Here is a 16760-nt window from a genome sequence, read left to right on the forward strand (position 1 = left end):
GGGGCGGGCGGGCGGTGTGTCCCCCGGGCGGGGGCCCGGGGGGGGCCCGCCCCCCCGGGGGCCCGCCGGGGGGGCCCCCCCGGGGGGGGCGGACACGGGAGGGGCCGGCCCGTCTCAGCCCTCCTTACTCCTCCTTCTGCTCAAGGAGGCCCGCGTCATGGGCGAGCAGCGCGATCTGGACCCGGTTGTTGAGGCCGAGTTTGGCGAGAATGCGCGAGACATGGGTTTTCACGGTCGGCACGCTCATATAGAGGGCCGCCGCGATCTCCGCGTTGGACTGGCCCCGGCCCACCGCGACCGCCACCTCCCGCTCCCGCTCGGCCAGCGCCCCCAGCCGCCGCGCCGCCGACCGCCCGCGCGGATCGGCGCCCCGGTCCTGCCCCCGGCCCGCGACATGGGACATCAGCTGACGGGTGACCGCCGGGGAGAGCACCGGATCACCGGCCGCCACCCGCCGGACCGCCTCCACGATCTGCGCGGGCGGGGTGTCCTTGAGGACGAAACCCGCGGCCCCGGCGCGCAGGGCCCGCAGCACCTGTTCATCGGCGTGGAAGGTGGTGAGGAGGAGGACCTGCGGGGCCTCGGGGCGGCGGCGCAGCTCCTCCGTGGCCGTCAGCCCGTCCACCGCCGGCATCCGGATGTCCATCAGCACCACATCGGGTGCCAGCCGGTCGACCAGCGCCGGAACCTCGGCGCCGTCCGCCCCCTCCCCCACGATCAGCAGATCCTCCGCGCCACCGAGCATGAGGGAGAGCCCCGCGCGCACCAGGGGATCGTCGTCGACAACGAGCAACCGGATAGTCATGCGGCCCACGGTAGCCAGGCCCGGACCCGGAACCCGCCGTCACCCGTGCGGCCGTGCCGGAGGCTTCCGCCGGCGAGGGTGGCCCGCTCGGTGAGGCCGATGAGCCCCTGCCCCGAGCCGGGCACCGCGCGGACCTCGCCGACGGGGGCCGGGTTGTCGACCGCCACGGTGACCCCCTCGCCGGGGCGGCCGGTGACCGCGACGGTGACCTCCGCTCCGGGGGCGTGCTTGCGGGCGTTGGTCAGGCCCTCCTGGGCGATGCGGTAGACGGTGCGCCCGGTGGCCGCGGGGACGGCGGCGGGGTCGGGGATGCGGTTGTCGAGGACGACCGTCATCCCGGCGGCCCGGGACTCGGCGATCAGGGCGTCGAGAGTGGCGAGGGTCGGCTGGGGCCGGTCGCCCGCCTCGGCCTCGCCGGGGGTGCGCAGCACGCCGATGATCTGCCGCAGGTCCTGGAGCGCCTCGTGCGCGCTGTCGCGGATCACCCCGGCGGCACGGGCGACCTCGGCGGGCGGCGCGTCCGGCCGGAACTCCAGCGCTCCGGCGTGCACGCTCAGCAGCGTCAGCCGGTGGGCGAGCACATCGTGCATCTCACGGGCGATGGCCTCGCGGGCGAGCCGCTGGGCCCGCTCGGCCCGCAGCTCCGCATCGGCCTCCGCCCGGTGGGCGCGCTCGCGCAGCACGACGACGAGCTGCCGGCGGGAGCGGACGAGCATGCCCCAGCCCATGGCGAGCAGGGTCATCACCACCCCGGCGATGATCGAGCCGAGGACGCTGAGGGTGGGATCGGGACGCAGGAGCGGCTGGATGACTGCGGTCACCAGACCGACCGCCCCGACGAGGGCGACGGGCCGGAACGGGCGGTGCACGGCGACGCTGAAGAGGCTGGCCACGAACGCCCCGCCCGCGACGGGCGTCAGCGCGCCGGCGACCGCGAGGGCCAGGGCGAGCCCCACCGGCCAGCGGCGGCGCAGCCACAGCGCGCAGCAGGCCGCGGCACCGAGCAGCTGGTCGAAGACGACGATCGCGTGCGAGCCGTTGATCTCACCGCTGGCCTCGGCGGCGGCCAGTCCCACGCCGGCGGCGAGCAGGAAGACCAGGGTGTCGATGAGCCAGTCGCGCACGGTCCGCCGCGGTCTGCCCGGGGCCGGGTCGCCCGCGAGTTCCGCGACAGGGGGGTCCGCCATGGCCGAGGGGAGCAGCCAGCGGTATTCCGTACGGGTCATATCGAACAACCTACGCACCGGGCGCGGGCGGACCGTGCCACCGGCGGCGGAAAGCTACCAAAGTCGGGGAACGGGAGACTTTCGGCCGGGCGGCCCATCCGGAGGGCCGACGCGGCGCTCCGGCCGGGCGCTCCAGGATCGGCGCATGAAGAGGATTCTCGAAGGTGCGGGTTTTCTGCTGCTGCTCGGCGGTGGGTGCGGGGTGCTCCGGGAGCTGACGGGCTGGTTCACCTTCCTGGGGTTCACCCGGTTCCTCACGGAGGGCATCGGCGTTCCGGAGGACCAGGTGATCTTCGCCAATGTGGTGGTGGCCGTGGTGGGGTTCGCCCTGCTGATGATCGGCGACCGGATGAGGTGACCGAGGGCTCCCGGGCGCGCCGGGCACCCGGGAGCGCGGTCTCTCGTACGGCGTCGGTACCGCGTCGGTACGGCGTCAGTACGAGCCGTACGCGGGGCGGCCCGCCTGCGCGTAGCTGAGGATGGCGACGCCCGACGCGGTGGTGCGGGCGGCCGTGTGGCGGAAGGCGGTGGGGGTGGCCCCCTCGGCGAAGAGCCGCAGCCCCTGACCGATGACCACGGGGAACACGAGCAGATGGAGGTTGTCCACCAGATCCCGCTCCAGCAGCGACCGGGCGAGCCGCCCGCTGCCGTGGACCTGCACCTCGCCCTCCGTACGGGCCTTCACCGCGGCGACCTCCTCGGCGAGGTCGCCGCCGCCGATGACGGTGGTGTTGTGCCAGTCGGCGGAGGTGAGCGTGGTCGACGCCACGTACTTGGGGAGGGTGTTCAGCCGGGAGGCGATCGGGTTGCCGGGGTCGGTCACCTTCGGCCAGTACCCGGCGAAGATCTCGTAGGTCTGCCGTCCGAGGAGGAACGCCCCGGCCCGGTCGAAGACCTCGGTCACGAAGGCGCCGAAGTCCTCGTCCCCGTACGGCACGGACCAGCCGCCCCGCTCGAAGCCGCCTCTGCGGTCCTCGTCGGGGCCGCCGGGGCCCTGCATGACCCCGTCGAGGGTGACGAACGTGGTGAGAGTGAGCTGGGCCATGGCGGGTGCCTGCTTCCGTGAGGTGCGGATCAGCCGGGCCGCGCGGTGCGGTCGCCGGTTCCGGCCCGGCCGGGGGCCGGAACTCATCGGCCGGGCCGGGGCGGAGCCTCCCTCGGGCGGGTGCGGCGGCTCAGCCGCCGAGGAGCCGGTGGCGCTCCCGGAGCCGGGCCGCTCCGTCGTCCGTCAGCTCCCCGAGGACCCGCAGCCGCGCGATCCCTCCGTCCGGGTGGATGTCGATGCGTACACCATCCCCCACCCGCGGCTCCGGGAGGACGAAGCGGTGGTTGGTGTCGGGCTGGAGCCGGGTCATCGGCAGCAGTTCGGACCAAGCGCCGCCGCCCTCACCGCCACCGCCGCGTCCGTCGCCGCCGTCGCCGTCGTGGTCGCCGTCGCGCACCGAGAGCCGTGCCCAGCCGGCGCTGTTCCCCAGCAGATACGCGGTGTCGATCTCCACCGCGCGGATACGGGCCCGCTCCGTGAGCCGGTAGCGAATCCAGTCGCCGCCGCCGTCCCTGCGGCGGCGGGTCTCCCAGCCGTCGTCCATCCGGCGGGAGCGCCCGGGACGGATGGTGTTCTCCGGCGGGGAGTAGAAACGGTCGGAGGCGTCCGTCACCCGTCCGCCGTGCTCCAGCGCCACCAGGTCGAAGGTGCCGAGCGCCCCGAGCCACTCCGGGTCGGGCACGACCTCCCCGTGCACCCGCAGCCGCGCGATGCCGCCGTCGGGGTACTGGCGGAGCCGCAGATGGGTGAAGCGGCGCCCGGCGGTGACGGTGAATCCGTTGGCGGCGTGGCCGCCGACGACGGTACGGGGGACGAGCGGCGTCCAGGTCACCTCCGGGCTCCCCAGCTCCTCCGGCGCGGGGGTACCGGTCACGGCGGTGGCCTCGACGGAGACGGACCGGGGGTGGTTGCCCCGGAAGTGCGCGGTGTCGACCACGATCCCGTGGACCACGCCGGGGGCGCCCAGCCGGATCAGCGCCCAGTCGTGGTCGTCGCCGGCCGGGTGCGGCCGGCCGGTGGAGGGGCCCCGGCGCCGGCGGGTCTCCCAGCCGTCCATGATCTTGCCCTTGTGGCCGAAGAGCCCGGGTTCGAAGACGGCGGGGCCGGGGAGCAGCAGATTCTCGCGCTGGGCGAAGAACTCATCGTTGGCGGCGAGGACCCCGGCGCCGAGACGGCGGTCGGCGAGGTCGGTGTGGTGGGTGAAGGGGAGGGGCGCGGCGCGGTAGTCGGCGTACGGATCGCCGCCGGTGTAGGGGCGGGCGTCCCCGGTGAAGCGGGCGGGGGCGCCGGGGCCGTCGGCGGAGGGGGCCGCCGGGCCCTCGGAGGGGGAATCGGAGGGGGGATCGGAGGGGGAGGGGGTCATGGTCCGTCGCTCCTTTCGAGCAGCCGGCCGGCCGGGCCGCCCGGGGTGCCGTCCGCCGCGACGCGCCTGCCGCGCAGCCAGGTGGAGCGGACGACTCCATGGAGGGTTCTGCCCGCGTAGGCCGTGACCGGGTTGCGGTGGTGGAGCCGCGCGGGGTCGACGGTGAAGGTCTCCTCGGGGGCGAGGACCGCGAAGTCGGCGTCCCGGCCCGGCTCGATGGCCCCCTTGCCCGCGAGCCCGGCGAGGAGCGCGGGCCCCCGGGACATCCAGCGGGCCAGGTCGTCGAGGGTGTGCCCGCGCCGGCGGGCCTCGGTCCAGAGCACGGGCAGGCCCAGCTGGAGCGAGGAGATACCGCCCCACGCGGTGGCGAAGTCCGGGGACTTGAGGTCGGTGGTGCAGGGCGAGTGGTCGGAGACGACGCAGTCGATGGTGCCGTCGGCGAGGCCCGCCCAGAGGGCGTCCCGGTTGGCGGCCTCCCTGATGGGCGGGCAGCACTTGAACTCCGTCGCCCCGTCGGGGATCTCCTCGGCGGTGAGGGTGAGGAAGTGGGGGCAGGTCTCGGCGGATATCCGTACGCCGTCGGCGCGGGCCGCCTTGATCAGCGGCAGGGCGTCGCCCGAGGAGAGATGGAGGATGTGGACCCGGGCGCCGAGACGGCGGGCCAGCGCGATGAGCCGGGCGACGGCGCTGTTCTCGGCGGCGCGGGGGCGGGAGACGAGGAAGTCCGTGTACCGGGGGCCCGGCCGCTGGGGCGTCAGCCGCTCCGGGTCCTCCGCGTGCACGATCAGCAGCCCGCCGAAGCCGGCGATCTCCGTCAGGGCGCGGGCCAGCTCGGCCGGTGGCAGCTCCGGGAACTCCGGTACCCCGGACGGTGACAGAAAGCATTTGAAGCCGAAGACCCCGGCGTCGTGCAGGGCGCGCAGCTCGCCGGTGTTGCCGGGCACCGCACCGGCCCAGAAGCCGGTATCGACCCGCACCCCGGGGCGGGCCACCGCCTGTTTGGTCCGCAGGGCGCCGACCGTGGTCGTCGGCGGGAGGGAGTTGAGGGGCATGTCGATCAGGGTGGTGACCCCGCCGGCCGCGGCGGCCCGGGTGGCGCTGGGAAACCCCTCCCACGCGGTGCGGCCCGGGTCGTTCACATGGACGTGGGTGTCGACCAGACCGGGGAGTACGGCGTCGTCGCCGACGTCCTCGACCCGGGTGGCGGGCCCGGCTCCGGCGCCGTACGGCAGTACCGCGGCGATCCTGTCGCCGGCGACGGCGACCGAGGCGGGCAGGGTGCCCCGGGGAGTGACCACCCGGGTGGAGCGCACCAGCAGGGTCACCTCGCCGACCGCCGCCACCCGTCCCCCTCTCGCCGCTCCCCGCGCGCCCGGCAACTCGCCGTGCAGTTCTACGAACTGTTGAACGAACCGCTGATGGAGTCTCACCCGGGCTCCGCCCCCCGTCAAGACTGCCGACGCCCCCGCGGCAACCCTTCCGGCGCGGGCCGCCGCGGCCGGGCGGACACCCTCCCGGCGCGGGCGGTCCGGGCCGGGCGGACACCCTCCGACCGGCCCGGACGCCCGCCGGACGGCGCGGTGCCGGGGACACCGGGCCCGGTAGGCTGCTCCCTTGTCCGTCCGCTCGAAAGGACCGTCACCCGTGCCGACGTCCAGCGCCAGTGCCTCCGATGCCGCCAAGTCCGCCGGCAACGGCGGTGTGCAGTCCCTGGAGCGGGCCTTCGACCTGCTGGAGAGGATGGCCGACGCGGGCGGCGAGGTCGGGCTGAGTGAGCTGTCCGTCAGCAGCGGTCTGCCGCTGCCCACCATTCACCGGCTGATGCGCACACTGGTGGCCTGCGGCTATGTCCGCCAGCAGCCCAACCGCCGCTATGCGCTCGGGCCCCGGCTGATCCGGCTGGGCGAGTCCGCGTCCCGGCTGCTGGGCACCTGGGCCCGTCCCCATCTCGCCCGGCTGGTGGAGGAGACCGGCGAGACGGCCAATATGGCCCTGCTCGACGGCGATGAGATCGTCTATGTGGCGCAGGTGCCGTCCAAGCACTCGATGCGGATGTTCACCGAGGTCGGGCGGCGGGTGCTGCCCCACTCCACCGGGGTCGGCAAGGCGCTGCTCGCGGGATCGCCGCCCGATGCGGTACGGGCGCTGCTGGCCAGGACCGGAATGCCGGCCGCCACCGAGAAGACGATCACCAGCCCGGACGCCTTCCTGGAGGCGCTGGAGCAGGTGCGGCGGCATGGGTACGCGGTGGACGACAGCGAGCAGGAGATCGGGGTGCGCTGTCTCGCGGTCCCGGTGCCCAACGCGCCGACGGCGGCGGCCATTTCGATCTCCGGCCCGGCCGGGCGGGTGACGGACGCGGTGACGGTACGGATCGTTCCGGTGCTCCAGGAGGTCGCCAGGGAGCTGTCGGCGGTGCTGACGAGCGCGGGCACGGCCGCCACGGCCACGGGCTGAGAGAGCACCACCAGCGCGGGTACGGACCGGGGGCGAGCGCTCAAGCGCGGGCACGGGCCCGGGGCGCGGGCGCCACGAGCGCGGATGAGCCACGGGGCGAGGACCACGAGCGCGGATGGACGGCGGGGCGGGGCAGCGGGAAGGGCGGGAACCCGGTCGCTCTCCCGGGTCCCCGCCCGCTCCTCGTCGCCTCGGTCGCGGCGGGTCCGCGCCTCAGGACGCCTCGGCCGCCGCCGCCTCGATCAGATCGCTGATCTCCCTCGGGTGGGAGGCCAGCGACGCGTGGCTGGCGTCGAGTTCGATGATCTTGCGCGGCGACATCCGCTCGGCCATCCGGCGCTCGTTGTCCGGGTGGATCATGCGGTCGCTGGTGGAGACCTGGTACCAGGTGGGCTTCTTCCGCCACGCCGGGGCGGTGATGTTGTCGCCGAAGGTGGAGGCGAGCGGCGCCTTCTGCGTGATCGCCATGATCGTCGCCTCGTCGTCGCCGAGGTCCTGGCCGAAGCTCCAGTGGAACTTGTCCTGCTTGATCCAGAGATAGCCGTCGGAGTCGGGTGCGAGGTTCTCGAAGGCCGCCGGAGGGTTCTCCTGGCTGATCTGCCCCGGGCTCTCCCCCGCGTCGGGTGCGAACGCCGCGACATAGACCAGACCCACGACATTGGGCAGATCGCCGGCCTCGGTGATGACCGCGCCGCCGTAGGAGTGGCCCACGAGAACGACCGGTCCGTCCACCTGCTTCACCATCTTGCGGGTGCGCTCGGCGTCCTCGGCCAGCGAGGTGAGCGGATTCTCCACCGCGTAGAGGGAGCCGTAGCCACGGTTCCTCAGCTCCAGGATCACCTTCCCCCAGTGGGCCGCGCCTCCCCAGAACCCATGCACCAGAACGATTGCCGGCTTATCGGCCATAGCGGCTTCCCTTGCGTGCTAGAAGGTCGTTTTGACGCTTTCCTCCCCACGCTAAAACGCCCGCGCCGGGCCCGCCACCGCTGACGGGGGCCGGCCCGGGCGGACCGCCGGGAGGCTACCGGCCGCCTCCGCCGAAGAGGTCCACCGCGTGCCGCACCTGCATCAGGGCCGGCCCCAGCGCGCTCACCGAGCCGATCGCACCCGCGATCAGCAGCAGCGAGCGCCGCATCCGCGGAATGTCGGGCGTGCCCGATGCCGCCATCGTGGCCAGCACGGCGAGTTCGTCGTCCGCGATCCCCCGGTCGGGGAGCCGCCCCGGATGGCCCGCCAGCTCCCGGCGCAACCGGGAGACCGCGGCTCCCAGCGCCGCCGCCCGCGGGTCCTTCCCGCTCCCTGTCACCGGCGTCTGTCCCACGCTCCGCAACAAAGCACTCCCCCTCGCACACCCCGGGGACGGTCCCCACGACCGTCAGTCGACGGTCAACCACCCTGAGTTGCGGGCAAGTTAACGCCATCTCACTCGGTGAGCGCCACTCCGCGGACCGAATTCACGGTGACGGCTGGACGAACCCCCGGTATCGCGGCCCCGGCCGCGCCGCCCTGCCGCTTTCCGCGCCGGTCGTGCGACAGGGTGTCCCCATGACCTCACCGCAGCCCTCACCCCCACTCCCCTCGTCCGGCCGGGCCGTCGCCGGGCTGCTGCTCGCCGCGGGCGGCGGACGGCGGCTCGGCGGCCGGCCGAAGGCACTGCTCAGCCACCGGGGCCGTCCGCTGGCCGAGCACGCCGCACGGACCCTGCGCGCGGGCGGCTGCGGCCCGGTGCACGTGGTGGTGGGCGCGGCGGCGGACCGGGTGCGGGCGGAGGCGGAGTTCGGCGGCTGTGTGCTGGTCGACAACCCGGACTGGGCCACGGGGATGGGCTCGTCGCTGCGGGCCGGGCTCGCCTCCCTCGCGGGGACGGGAGCGGGGGCGGCCCTGGTGCTGCTGGTGGACCAGCCGGGCATCGGGGCGGCTGCGGTCGCCCGCGTCAGGGGCGCGTACCGCTCCCCCGGGACCCTGGCGACGGCCTCGTACGGCGGCGAGCGCGGCCATCCGGTGCTCATCGGGGCGGGGCACTGGGGGGCGGTGGGGGCGGGGGCGGTGGGCGATCGGGGGGCCCGGGGATATCTGGAGGCGCACTCCGGTGTGCTTCGGCTGGTCGAGTGCGGGGATGTCGCCGAGCCGTACGACATCGACACCCCCGAGGATCTCACCCGCCTGGGATGACGACCACGAGCGCCCCCGCACCACACACAACTCGACCACCCCCGGCCCACCCGGGCCCTGGGGGCGAACCAAGCCCCTCTGGGGGCCCCTCCCAGAGGCAGCTCTGGGGGAGTTTGAGGACGGACCCCGCACCACAGGACCCCGCACAATCCCAAGGAAGCGAACCGGATCGCCTTCGAGAAGGTCAGGGCGGACAAGGACCGGGAGGCGGCCGACGGCTTCGACGGCTCCTGGGTGGCGCACCCGGATCTGGTGCCTCTGGCACAGGCGTCCTTCGACGCGGTCCTCGGCGACCGGCCCCATCGGAAGGACCGGCTGCGCGAGGAGGTCGCGGTCACGGCGGCTGAGCTGATCGCCGTCGACTCGCCCGACGCCCGGCCGACCCTCGACGGGCCGCGCAACGCGGTCCGGGTCGGCGTCCGTCACATCGAGTCCTGGCTGCGCGGCACGGGCGCGGTCGCCGTCCTCGGTCTGATGGAGGATGTGGCCACCGCCGAGATCTCCCGCTCCCAGCTCTGGCAGTGGATCAACGCCGGGGTGGTCTTCGAGACCGGCGAGACGGCCGCCGCCGAGCTGACCCGCCGCACCGCCGCCGGGGAACTCGACGCCCTGCGCGCCGAACTCGGAGAGACCGCCTTCGCGGAGGGCAAGTGGCGGGAGGCCCACGATCTGCCGCTGACGGTCGCCCCGGACGAGAGCCGCGCCGGCTTTCCGACCCTGCCCGCCCATGAACGGCTGACCGGCTGACCGGCTGAACGGCTGCTCGGCCGGCCGGGCCCTCGCCTCCGCCGCCCCGGCCGGCGGCTGAACTCCGCGGTGCCCGCCCCGCCCCCCGGGCCGGGGCGGACACCGCGAGTCGATTCAGCGGACGACGACCGTCCGCTGGGCCGAGAAGTCGCCCCACTTGCCGTCGGGGAGCTTCGCCCGGAGCTTGATGCTGTAGCGGGTGCCGGCCGGTTCGGTGACGGTCATGGTGTACTTCGCCTTGCCGTCCGCCGGCATGGCGCCCCAGACGATGGTGGTCGCGGGCTTCCCGTTGAGATACAGCTCATGGGAGTCGATCTCGCCGTCGGCCTTCGGCGGGGTCCAGCTCAGTTCGATGCTGCCCTTGCGGACCTCGGCCCGCAGATCGGTGGGGGCCGTGCTGGGGCCCTCGCCGGGGTCGGCGGCGGTGGTCAGATCCACGGCGTTGCTGTCCGGCGAGGAGTTCTCCCCCGCGTCCCGCGCCCGCACCGTGAAGGTGTAGACGGTGCCGGGGCGCAGCCCGGTGACCCTGGCACGGGACTCGGTGCCCGCGACGCTGTGGACACGGGAGTCCTCCTGGTAGATGTCGTACGAGGTGACGGCCGTGTTGTCGGTGGCCTTGCCCCAGGTGAGGACGACGGCCCGCTTGCCGTCCAGTTCGCCCTTGAGCCGCACCGGCCGGGTCGGCGGCTTCTTGTCCTCGGGGGTGGGCTTGGGCGTGGTCACGGCTATCGCCGGGCTGGGCTCGGAGAGATTGCCCTCCGCGTCCCGGGCCCGCACGGTGAAGCTGTACGCGGTGCTGGGCTTCAGCCGGTCGACGTCGACCATGGTCTTGGTCGCGGGCAGGGAGTGGACCTTCTTGCCCTTCTGGAACACCTCGTAGCCGGTGACGGCCCGGTTGTCGGAGGACTTCTCCCACATCACATGGACGGAAGTGGCGCTGCCCGCCTGCGCGGTGACACCGGACGGAGTCGTGGGGGACTCGGTGTCCTTGTCGTCACCTCCGCAGGCGGTGAGGGTGAGCGCGGTCAGAACGGCCAGCGCGAGGAGTGTGGGGGGACGTTGCACGGGTGGGACCTCCGCAAGCGGACGAGAATGGTCCAGACCTATATGACACACCGGACGTCCGTACATCAAGACCTCACCGGGATTTCCCGGTCGGCCCACGGTCGGCCCACGGTCGGCCACCGCCGCTCGGCCGCCCCTCGGCCACCGCTCAGGTCAGGTTCGCGCCGGCCACCAGGAATCCGCAGATCAGTACCGCCAGAATGGCCAGCAGCGGCCAGACGAACCGCAGATACCGGTCGTATCCCACCTTCGCCAGCGCCACCCCGCCGATGGTGACCGCCGTGGTGGGGACCCAGAGGTTCATCCAGCCGCTCGCCGACTGCCACGCCGTCACCACCACGGCCCGCGAGACCCCGGCGAAGTCGGCGAGCGGGGCGAGAATCGGCATCGTCAGGGTGGCGTTGCCCGAGGTGGAGGGGATGAGAAAGGACAGCGGGAGGTTGACGACGAAGACGATGACCGCGAAGAGCCCCGAGGAAGTACCGCGCACCACGCCCTCGATGGAGTGCAGCACGGTGTCGGTGACCTGCGCGTTGGTCATGATGACCGTGACCCCCCGGGCGAGCACGATCACCAGCGCCGGGGAGATGAAGTCCGCCGCCCCCTGGACCACGGTGGCGCTGAGCCGCTGCTCGCCGAAGCGGGCGATCAGCCCCACCAGGACGGCGGCGACCAGGTAGAGCGCCGCCAGCTGGGGGAAGGACCAGCCGAGTTCGAAGCCGTACGGGTCCGCGTCCGCGTCACCGCTCAGGGCGCTCGCCCAGGGGACCACCGAGAAGATCATGAAGGTGAAGACCAGGGCGACCACGATCAGTACGGTCCGGTGGAGGGCGGTCAGTTCCGGCGGGGCGCCCGCTTCCTCCCGGGCCACGGCGTGCTCGCGGTCGCCGGGGAGAAAGCCGGAGAGGGAGCGGTCCGGGTTCCGGCGGACGCGCCGCGCGTAGTGGACGACGTAACCGATCGTCACCGCCGTGAGGACCACCCACATCGCGGCCCGCAGCGCGATGCCGTCGCCGACGGAGATGTTCGCGGCGGAGGAGGCGACCCCCGTGGCGAAGGGGTTGACGGTGGAGCAGAGCACCCCGATGCCCGCGCCCAGGATGATGGTGCCGGTCGCCACCATCCGGTCGTAGCCGAGGGCGAGCATCAGGGGCACGATCAGCCCGTAGAAGCCGAGGGTCTCCTCGGCGAAGCCCTCGACGGTGCCGAGGAGGGAGAAGACCAGCATCACCCCGGCGATCAGCAGGGCACCGCGCTCGCGCAGCCGGTGGGCGAGACGGGCGATGCCGAGGTCGAGTGCGCCGGTGGCGAAGACCACGGTGATGAAGGCGCCGATGGCGAGGACGAAGAGAAAGACCCCGGCGCTCCCGTACAGCTCGCCGGTGAGATCGGGGCCGACCTCTCCGGAGCTCTGGTCCTGGATGCCGTAGAGGCCGTTGACCGGGGCGAGGAAGAGATCGCCGAGGCGGTCGGTGAGGCTCCGCCCGCTGTCGACCCGGTGGTAGGTGCCCTCGACGGGCGCGCCGTCCGGGTCGTGGTCGTAGGACCCCGGGGGAATGAGGAAGGCCACCGCCCAGACCGCGAGGGTGACCAGGACCAGCACGGTGAGCGCGCTGGGGAAGGCCCTGCGCGCTCCGTCCGCCGGTCCGTCGGGAGGCCCGCCGGGAGCCGGTCCCGAAGGCGGTCCCTGGGCCTGCCCCGGCCCCTGCCCTCCGGCCCGCTCCCCGGCCTGCTCCCCGGCCTGCTCCCCGGTCCGCCGCGGGGTGTGCTCCGGGGTCCGTCCCGAGGCCGTCGCCGGCGGGCCGGACGGGCCTTCGGCCCCGGATTCCGGATACATCGCTGGACCCCCTCACGGCCCGTGCGGCCGGCTCGGCTCAAGGTGAGTGAGAACAATGGATCACAGGGGTCCGGCGCTCCTATTGTTGCCGCGCCGTGACATTTTCCGGTGAGGTCTTCCATGTTCGAATTCTCGATCGCTACCTTTCCCGGTGGGAATCCGGGAGCTCGGCCGGGTCATTCGACGTGCGAGGAAATCATGTCCGTCATCGATGAATACGTTTCGAACAATGTGTCGTACGCGGCGGCCTTCTCGGGACCGCTCGCGCTGCCGCCGGCCCGGCGGCTTGCGGTTGTCGCCTGCATGGACGCCCGCATGGACATCTACCGGATTCTGGGGCTCCGGGAGGGCGACGCGCATGTGATCCGCAACGCGGGAGGGGTCGTCAGCCAGGACGTACTCCGCTCGCTGACCATCAGCCAGCGGCTCCTCGGCACCAGGAAGATCATGCTGATCCACCACACCGACTGTGGAATGCTGACCTTCAAGGACGATGAATTCAAACAGCAGATCGAAGGGGACACCGGAATCCGTCCCTCCTGGGCTCCGGAGGCCTTCCGCGACCTTGAGGACGATGTACGGCAGTCCGTGCGGCGCATCGAGGTCGAACTCTCCATTCCGCACAAGGAATCCCTCCGCGGATTCGTTTTCGACGTGGCCGACGGAAGGCTGACGGAAGTGAAGTGAAGGCGGGCAGGGGCACACGGGGGATTCCGTTCCGAAGGCGGCGGCGCGGAGATGAGTTTCCGGCTCCGGGATGGTCTCCTCTTGCATGGACGAAACCTCACCGACCCCACCGACCCCGCACACCTCCGACCGCTCCGGCGCCCCCGACCCGGTCGACGACGCCGGAATGCGGCCGGCCGCCGACGGAGTGGCCCGGCTGCTCGACGCGATCGGGGACGACCGGCTCGGGGACCCCACACCCTGCCCCGGGTACGCCGTACGGGAGCTGCTCGGGCATCTCACCCTGCTCTCCGCGGCCTTCCGCGACGCGGCCCGGAAGGAGTTCGGCCCGACGACCGACACCGACCCGGGGGAATCGCTGCCGGTGCTGGACGAGGAGTGGCGGTCGCTGCTCCCCCGGCGGCTCACCGAACTGGCGGCGGCCTGGGAGCGGCCCGCAGCGTGGGAGGGAACGACCCGGGCCGGGAATGTGGAGCTGCCCGCCGGGATCGCCGGCCGGGTGGCGGTGAATGAGCTGGTCGTCCACGGATGGGATCTGGCCCGTGCCACCGGACAGGAGTACGCGCCCGCGGAGTCGAGTCTGCGCACCTCCTACCGGCTGCTGAGCCCGGACGGGGACGACGCGGGCCGGGCCGGGATGTTCGGGCCGGTGGTGGAGGTCCCCGGCACGGCGCCGCTGCTCGACCGGGTGGTGGGTCTGAGCGGGCGCCGGCCCGACTGGCGCCCCGGGGGCTGAGCCGGGCGGGTCAGGAGGGTGCCAGCAACTGCCGGGCGCGGGCGCGCAGCCGCTCGTCACCCGGGATGATCTCCGGCTCCGGGCCCGAGACCACCACGCGCGGATCGCGCTCGGCGAGCGCGGTGAGCCGGGCCGTCACCTCCGGGGTCAGTGCCACCAGGCCGAGGGTGTCCAGGGCCTCCAGGGCCGTCTCCCACTCCACGCCCAGCTCGGCCGAGAGAAGCAGCAGACCGGCGGCCCGGACCGGGTCCGCCGGCTGACCCATGGAGTGCAGCGCGAGCAGGGCGCCCGGAGCCTGCCGGGGGTCGTCGAGCAGGCCCTCCAGGGCGGGGGCCAGGGACGTGGCCTCGGCGCCCAGGCAGCCGGCCGCGCGGGCCGCGAGCGCCAGCTCCCCGCGCGTCCACATCCCGTCCGCCGCCTCCGCGAGCACTCCCCCGAGCACCCGCACCGGCTCCTCGGCCTCGCCCGTCAGCCGCCACAGCGCCAGCGCGGCCTGCGTGTCGGTGTTCAGCTGATGGGCGACGCGCTTCCGGCCCCGTGGGGTCAGGGCCCGCCGCAGCTCCGGGACCAGCGTCTTCCCCTCGGGGCCCAGCTCGCCGGCCGCCCGCGCCGTCCCGGGGTCCGGGCTCTCGGCCAGCGCCTCCTGGAGGGCGCTCACCAGCGGGCCCGTCTCCCCGGTGAGGGTCCGCAGGGCCTCGGCCGCCGCCCGGCGGCCCGCCGCCCGCGCCGACTCGGCAGCGGCGGCACGCCGCAGAAGAGCGGCGGTCTCCTCCCGGTGCTCCGGCGGACAGACCGCGGCGAGCGCTTCCGCCGTCCCGGTGGGAAACCGCTCGCAGAGGGCCGACAGCTCGGGCAGGGCGGCGGCGGCCCGGGGGCCCCAGCTCCGCAGCAGCCCGGCCAGGCCGTCGGGGTCGCCCGCGGCGGGGTCGTCGGCGCCGGCGATCCGGGTGAGCCTGATGCGGATCGCGTTCAGCAGCTCCGTGGCGTAGGGGATGCCGAGGGCGGGGAGGCGGCCGGGACGACCGGTCACCGCGCGCATCGTGCGGGGCCTGCCGTCCAGATCGCGGGCGAGGAGCGGGCCCGCCTGTTCGGGCGCGATCCGGAGCAGCGCTTCGAGCGCCCGGTCCGCGAGATCGCCGGCCGGGGCGGCGAGCGCGGCGAGCAGCGGGGCGGCCGGGGCCGCGTGTCCGCCGAGCTTGCCGAGGACCGGCAGGGCGGCTGCCGTGACCGTGGACGACGGGTCCCCGATCAGGGCCAGCAGCGCGGGGGCCAGCCGGGCCGGGGCGCCGCGCGAGATCATGCAGGCGTGCTCCGCCGCCCAGAGCGCCTCCGCCCGCGCCCCGGGGTCCGGCAGCCGGAGCGCGGCCTCGATCAGCTCGTACGCCCCGGTCCGGTCGGCGTCGGTGTCGCGGCGCAGCAGCGCGTCCACCGCGTAGTGGAGGGGTTCGCCGTGGTCGGCGTCGATACGGCCGGCCACATGCGGGCCGGCGGGCAGCAGCGACACCATCGCCTCCCGGTGCGCGGGGGTCCAGGCGAGGCCCAGGTCCAGGGAGGTCAGCACGGCGACGACGCGCAGCTCGGCCGGGGTGTCGGGGGTGAGGGCGGCCAACGCGGCGGCCGCGCCGCCCGCCGGGTCCACCGCGGCGATGGCGGCGAGCAACTCGGCCCGCACCGAGGGGAGCTCCTCCCGCGACCGCCAGTGGCGGCGCAGCTCGGGCAGGGCCGCGACGGAGCCGGTGCGGCCGGCGGCCCAGACGGCCGAGGCGCGCACCTCGGGGTCGTCCGAGCCGAACAGCGGGAGGATCAGGGGGAGCTGGCGGGCGACGGCCGCGCGGCAGGACCCGGGGTGGGGTGTGCCGTGCTCGTCCCGGCTCTCGGCGATGCCGCCGAGGAGGGCGAGCAGTTCGGCGGGGAGGGTTCCGGTGGAGGCGAGGCGGGCGAGGAAGGGGACGGTCTCGGCGGTGGCCGCGTAGACCGTGCCCTGGTGGAGGATGGTGCTCCACAGCTCCTCCAGGGCTTCCTGCGCCCGCTCGTCGTCGGCCGCGAGCGCGCGGAGCAGGGCGGGCAGGTCGTCGGCCTCGCCGTAGGCGTGGTCGAGGTCGCGCCAGCGCACGCGGTCGAGATCTGCGAAAAGCTGCTCACGGTCCATGCTCCCGAGCATCCCACGGGGGTCTGACAACCCCCCGCCCCGCACCTGTGCGTCTCCAGCCCGTCCGGGGTACCTCCCGGACGGGCTCTGGGGAAGCTCAAGGACGGCCCCCGCACCACAGGTGACCCGCACAACTCCAGCCCGTCTGGGGGCACCTCCCAGAGGCAGCTCTGGGGGAGCTTGAGGACGGACCCCGCACCCCGGGCAGCCCGAGCAAACCCAGCCCGTCCGGCAAACCCAGCCCGTCCGGCGTTTGAGGACGGACCCTGTGCCACAGGCAGCCCGAGCAAACCCAGCCCGTCCGGCGCTTGAGGACGGACCCTGTGCCACAGGACCCCGCATCCTGCGGGCCACGGTCGGGGGCCAGCCCCCGAACCCCCGCTCCTCAAACGCCGGAGGGGCTGAGGTGGTGCTGCTCAATCGCCGGAGGGGCTGGGGTGCTGCGGCTCAAACGCCGGAGGGGCTGAGGTG

15 protein-coding genes and 1 pseudogene are annotated in these 16760 nt (G+C 74.1%); 6 read left to right on the forward strand and 10 right to left on the reverse strand.

What is annotated here, in order from left to right:
* Positions 1-124 precede the first annotated feature (124 nt).
* Both ABT122_RS30715 and ABT122_RS30720 read right to left on the reverse strand, forming a co-directional pair.
* Complete coding sequence (locus ABT122_RS30715; protein ID WP_351558943.1) at positions 125-805, reverse strand: response regulator transcription factor; 681 nt, start codon at positions 803-805, stop codon at positions 125-127.
* Positions 802-2031 (reverse strand): sensor histidine kinase, encoded by a 1230-nt coding sequence (locus ABT122_RS30720; protein ID WP_351558945.1) that lies wholly within the window; start codon positions 2029-2031, stop codon positions 802-804. The genes ABT122_RS30715 and ABT122_RS30720 overlap by 4 nt, the downstream gene beginning before the upstream one ends.
* A gap of 145 nt (positions 2032-2176) precedes the next feature.
* On the opposite strand from ABT122_RS30720, the gene ABT122_RS30725 reads away from it, so the two are divergent.
* Entirely contained in the window at positions 2177-2389 is a 213-nt protein-coding gene (locus ABT122_RS30725; RefSeq protein ID WP_351558947.1) for a hypothetical protein, read from the forward strand.
* 75 nt (positions 2390-2464) lie between these two features.
* Here the strand turns inward: ABT122_RS30725 and ABT122_RS30730 are convergent, their stop codons facing one another.
* From ABT122_RS30730 to allB, 3 genes are all read right to left on the reverse strand, one after another.
* On the reverse strand, positions 2465-3076 hold the full coding sequence (locus ABT122_RS30730) for a dihydrofolate reductase family protein (protein WP_351558949.1): 612 nt from the start codon (positions 3074-3076) through the stop codon (positions 2465-2467).
* 130 nt (positions 3077-3206) lie between these two features.
* Entirely contained in the window at positions 3207-4439 is a 1233-nt protein-coding gene (gene alc / locus ABT122_RS30735) for an allantoicase (RefSeq protein WP_351558951.1), read from the reverse strand.
* The gene (gene allB / locus ABT122_RS30740) at positions 4436-5782 is read right to left on the reverse strand and encodes an allantoinase AllB (RefSeq protein ID WP_351558953.1); all 1347 of its coding nucleotides are present in this window, start codon (positions 5780-5782) and stop codon (positions 4436-4438) included. The genes alc and allB overlap by 4 nt, the downstream gene beginning before the upstream one ends.
* A gap of 301 nt (positions 5783-6083) precedes the next feature.
* On the opposite strand from allB, the gene ABT122_RS30745 reads away from it, so the two are divergent.
* Positions 6084-6896: an IclR family transcriptional regulator gene (locus ABT122_RS30745; protein ID WP_351558955.1), complete on the forward strand. Its 813-nt coding sequence runs from the start codon at positions 6084-6086 to the stop codon at positions 6894-6896.
* Positions 6897-7109: 213 nt separating this feature from the next.
* Here the strand turns inward: ABT122_RS30745 and ABT122_RS30750 are convergent, their stop codons facing one another.
* Positions 7110-7802 (reverse strand): alpha/beta hydrolase, encoded by a 693-nt coding sequence (locus ABT122_RS30750; RefSeq protein ID WP_351558957.1) that lies wholly within the window; start codon positions 7800-7802, stop codon positions 7110-7112.
* Between the two features lie 115 nt (positions 7803-7917).
* On the reverse strand, positions 7918-8229 hold the full coding sequence (locus tag ABT122_RS30755; protein WP_351558959.1) for a DUF5955 family protein: 312 nt from the start codon (positions 8227-8229) through the stop codon (positions 7918-7920).
* A gap of 212 nt (positions 8230-8441) precedes the next feature.
* On the opposite strand from ABT122_RS30755, the gene ABT122_RS30760 reads away from it, so the two are divergent.
* Positions 8442-9068 (forward strand): nucleotidyltransferase family protein, encoded by a 627-nt coding sequence (locus ABT122_RS30760; RefSeq protein WP_351558961.1) that lies wholly within the window; start codon positions 8442-8444, stop codon positions 9066-9068.
* A gap of 156 nt (positions 9069-9224) precedes the next feature.
* Positions 9225-9815 (forward strand): annotated as a pseudogene (locus tag ABT122_RS30765) (malate synthase A); the annotation flags it as partial.
* A 114-nt stretch (positions 9816-9929) separates the two neighbouring features.
* Here ABT122_RS30765 and ABT122_RS30770 read toward each other — a convergent pair.
* Both ABT122_RS30770 and ABT122_RS30775 read right to left on the reverse strand, forming a co-directional pair.
* Positions 9930-10880: a fibronectin type III domain-containing protein gene (locus ABT122_RS30770; RefSeq protein WP_351558963.1), complete on the reverse strand. Its 951-nt coding sequence runs from the start codon at positions 10878-10880 to the stop codon at positions 9930-9932.
* A 148-nt stretch (positions 10881-11028) separates the two neighbouring features.
* Positions 11029-12717 carry a YfcC family protein gene (locus ABT122_RS30775; RefSeq protein WP_351558964.1) on the reverse strand — a complete coding sequence of 563 codons (1689 nt, stop codon included), beginning with the start codon at positions 12715-12717 and terminating at the stop codon, positions 11029-11031.
* A 198-nt stretch (positions 12718-12915) separates the two neighbouring features.
* Between ABT122_RS30775 and ABT122_RS30780 the strand changes: the two genes are divergently transcribed.
* On the forward strand, positions 12916-13404 hold the full coding sequence (locus tag ABT122_RS30780; protein ID WP_351558966.1) for a beta-class carbonic anhydrase: 489 nt from the start codon (positions 12916-12918) through the stop codon (positions 13402-13404).
* 85 nt (positions 13405-13489) lie between these two features.
* Positions 13490-14140: a TIGR03086 family metal-binding protein gene (locus tag ABT122_RS30785; protein ID WP_502976234.1), complete on the forward strand. Its 651-nt coding sequence runs from the start codon at positions 13490-13492 to the stop codon at positions 14138-14140.
* A gap of 10 nt (positions 14141-14150) precedes the next feature.
* Here ABT122_RS30785 and ABT122_RS30790 read toward each other — a convergent pair whose 3' ends face one another.
* Positions 14151-16289 (reverse strand): HEAT repeat domain-containing protein, encoded by a 2139-nt coding sequence (locus ABT122_RS30790; RefSeq protein WP_351558967.1) that lies wholly within the window; start codon positions 16287-16289, stop codon positions 14151-14153.
* Between the last annotated feature and the right edge of the window lie 471 nt (positions 16290-16760).

The organism is Streptomyces sp. NPDC001985 (genome assembly GCF_040296845.1).
GTDB lineage: Bacteria > Actinomycetota > Actinomycetes > Streptomycetales > Streptomycetaceae > Streptomyces.